Origin of the sequence: Corynebacterium sp. HMSC06C06 (assembly GCF_001807295.1) — a bacterium.
Taxonomy (GTDB): domain Bacteria; phylum Actinomycetota; class Actinomycetes; order Mycobacteriales; family Mycobacteriaceae; genus Corynebacterium; species Corynebacterium striatum.
The window spans coordinates 1-251 of sequence record NZ_KV788480.1 but is presented as its reverse complement, the minus strand read 5'-3'; positions in this window follow the sequence as shown (position 1 = coordinate 251).

Sequence of the window (251 nt, the reverse complement as noted above, 5' to 3'; positions counted from 1 at the left end):
GAAAATAAATTTTTTGCTCATGATGAGCTGTCACTATTTAAATGGTGGCTGTTTGTTGTGTGGTGATGATGTCTGAGAACTCAATAGTGTGCCAATGTACTTTTTACTACTTTGTGGTGATCGTGATTGTGCTGACCGGGCTAGGTGTTTGGTTGGTGTGGTGTGTGCCGGATCGGGCCTTTTTTGATGAGGGCGCGATTGTAAATAATTAAGTTTGTTTGTTTGGTATGCATTGAGATTGCGTGAATCAT